This is a genomic window from Actinosynnema sp. (assembly GCF_052038725.1).
Window position 1 is genome coordinate 1 of record NZ_JBQGCX010000573.1, and the last position, 2335, is coordinate 2335.

2 protein-coding genes and 1 pseudogene are annotated in these 2335 nt (G+C 74.3%); 2 read left to right on the forward strand and 1 reads right to left on the reverse strand.

Features of this window, described 5'->3' with window-relative positions:
- Both ACTUAL_RS11910 and ACTUAL_RS11915 read left to right on the forward strand, forming a co-directional pair.
- Nucleotides 1-474: pseudogene (locus tag ACTUAL_RS11910) on the forward strand (prenyltransferase/squalene oxidase repeat-containing protein); the annotation flags it as partial.
- 35 nt (nucleotides 475-509) lie between these two features.
- Nucleotides 510-1712, forward strand: coding sequence for a cytochrome P450 family protein (locus ACTUAL_RS11915; RefSeq protein WP_440900281.1), 1203 nt, complete (start codon nucleotides 510-512; stop codon nucleotides 1710-1712).
- A 99-nt stretch (nucleotides 1713-1811) separates the two neighbouring features.
- On the opposite strand, the gene ACTUAL_RS11920 is transcribed toward ACTUAL_RS11915, so the two are convergent.
- Nucleotides 1812-2335 (reverse strand): TauD/TfdA dioxygenase family protein (locus ACTUAL_RS11920; RefSeq protein ID WP_440900282.1); only part of this gene is annotated, 524 nt, incomplete at its 5' end.

Below are 2335 nucleotides of genomic sequence, written 5' to 3' on the forward strand. Positions count from 1 at the left end.
CCCGCCACCGACCCCAGGGTGCGCCGCGCCCTGACCTGGCTCGGGAAGGCCCAGCTGCCGGACGGCTCGTTCGAGTCGGTCTGGTACCGCCAGCACACCATGGGCACCGCCGCCGTCCTGGAGACCTTCTCCAGGGTCGGCCGCGCCGACGACCCGGTGGCCCGCAAGGCGGTCGCCTGGCTGGAGCGCGCCAGGCTCGACGACGGCTCCTGGGGCGACGGCGCGGGCGCGCCCGGCACGGTCGAGGAGACCGGCTGGGCGGTGTCGGCGCTGCTCGCCTCCGGCGCGGACGCCAGGGGCCTGCGCACCGGCGTCGACTGGCTGCTCGCCCACCGCGCGGACGGCGGCGGCTGGCCGTCGGAGATCGTCCACGAGTACGTGCGGCACGTCAGCCGCTACACCAACCCCGCGTTCGCCCAGGGCATGGCGCTGCGCGCGCTGGGCCGCTACCGGGACGCGGTCGCCAAGCCCTGACCCCGGCCGTTCCCGCACCAGTCCCAGGAGAACCGATGACGAGCACGCACCAGGATTCGTTCACCGACGACTACTGGCTCGACCCGCACTCGACGCTCGCGCGGGCGCGGGAGAACGAGCCCGTGCGCGTCGCCCACTTCGAGTCGGGCCCCACCTGGCTGGTCACCCGCTACGCGGACGTGCGCGCGGGCCTGGTGGACGAGCGGCTGGCCAAGGACTGGCGCTCCACGCTGCCCGAGGCCGAGCGCGCCGACGCCCCGCCCGGACTGCCCGCGCCCATGTCGCACATGCTCACCTCGCTCGACCCGCCGGAGCACACCCGGCTGCGCGCCCTGGTCACCCAGGCGTTCACCGCCAGGCGGATCGCCGCGCTGCGCCCCAGGGTCGAGCAGTTGGCCGAGGAGCTGCTGGACGGGCTGCCCGAGGACGAGCCGGTCGACCTGGTCGGCCGCTACGCGATCATCCTGCCGATGATCGTGATCTGCGAGCTGCTGGGCGTGCCGGAACTGGAGCGCGACGAGTTCGCCCGGCTGTCCACGGTGCTGATCGACGAGTGCCCCGAGCCGGAGCTGGCCGAGGCGTCCGCGCAGATGGCCACCTACCTGGACGGCCTGGTCGCGGCCAAGCGGGCCGACCCGGACGACGCCCTGCTGTCGGCGCTGATCACCGCCTCCGACGAGGGCGACCGGCTGACCGACCTGGAGATCACCGCGAGGGCCATGCTGCTGCTCATGGCCGGGCACGAGACCACCGCGGTGTTCCTGACCAACAGCGTGCGCGCGCTGCTCGACGACCCCACGCACGTGCACCGGCTGACCGACCCGAAGGCCGCGCCCGCCATGGTGGAGGAGCTGCTGCGCTGGCTCTCGCCCGCCATGAACGCCTCGCTGCGCTTCGCCACCGAGGACATGGAGATCGGGGGAGTGCCGATCGCGCGCGGCGAGTCGGTGATGCTGTCCACGGCGGCGGCCGACCGCGACCCGCGCGTGTTCCCCGACGCGGACGTGTTCGACCCGGACCGCAACACCGCCAAGCACGTGGCGTTCGGGCACGGCATCCACCGCTGCCTCGGCGCGGCGCTGGTGCGGCTGGAGGCCGAGGTGGGGCTGGCCGCGCTGTTCCGCCGGTTCCCGCAGCTGCGGGCCACCGCCGACCCGGCGACGCTGACGTTCCGGCGCAGCGTGCACGTGCACAGCCCCAGGGTGTTCCCGGTGCTGCTGGGCCCGCGCGCGCACTGACCGGCGCGCGAACGACGACGCCGAACGGGCCGGGGGACGTGATCCCCCGGCCCGTTCGGCTTGCCCGCGCCCGCGAGCGCTGGTCGGCCCCTGGCCGTGCTAGTCCTTGACGACCGTCGCCGCCATCGCGCCCTCCTGGAAGTGCGGCCAGCGCGGCTCCGCGCCGCGCGGGTCGTCGCCCATGACCGTCACCCGCTGCCCGACCCGCCGCCCGGTGTAGTCGTTGACCGCGTAGTGCTGGGTGGCCCGGTTGTCCCACATCGCCACCGCGCCCGGCGCCCAGCGGTACCGGCAGGTGCGCTGCGGGCTCTCGGACACCTCGAACAGGTGCTCCAGCAGCGCCGCGCTCTCGCCCCGGCTCAGCTGCAGGATGCGCTTGGTGAACATCCGGTTCACGTACAGGCTCTTGCGCCCGGTCACCGGGTGCACCCGCACCACCGGGTGCTCGACCTCGCTGCGGAACGTGCCCTGCGGGTGCGCGAACACGTGCGAGGCGGTCGTGCCCTCCAGCAGCTCCCGCATCGGCGCGGACAGCGCCTCGTACGCCAGGTACTGGTTGCTCCACATCGTGTCCCCGCCCGCCTCGGGGGTGAGCGTGATCTGCAGGACCGAGGTGATCGGCG

Coding starts and splice junctions, on each gene's coding strand:
- ACTUAL_RS11915 (WP_440900281.1), top strand. CDS start 510: ATGACGAGCACGCACCAGGATTCGTTCACCGACGACTACTGGCTCGAC.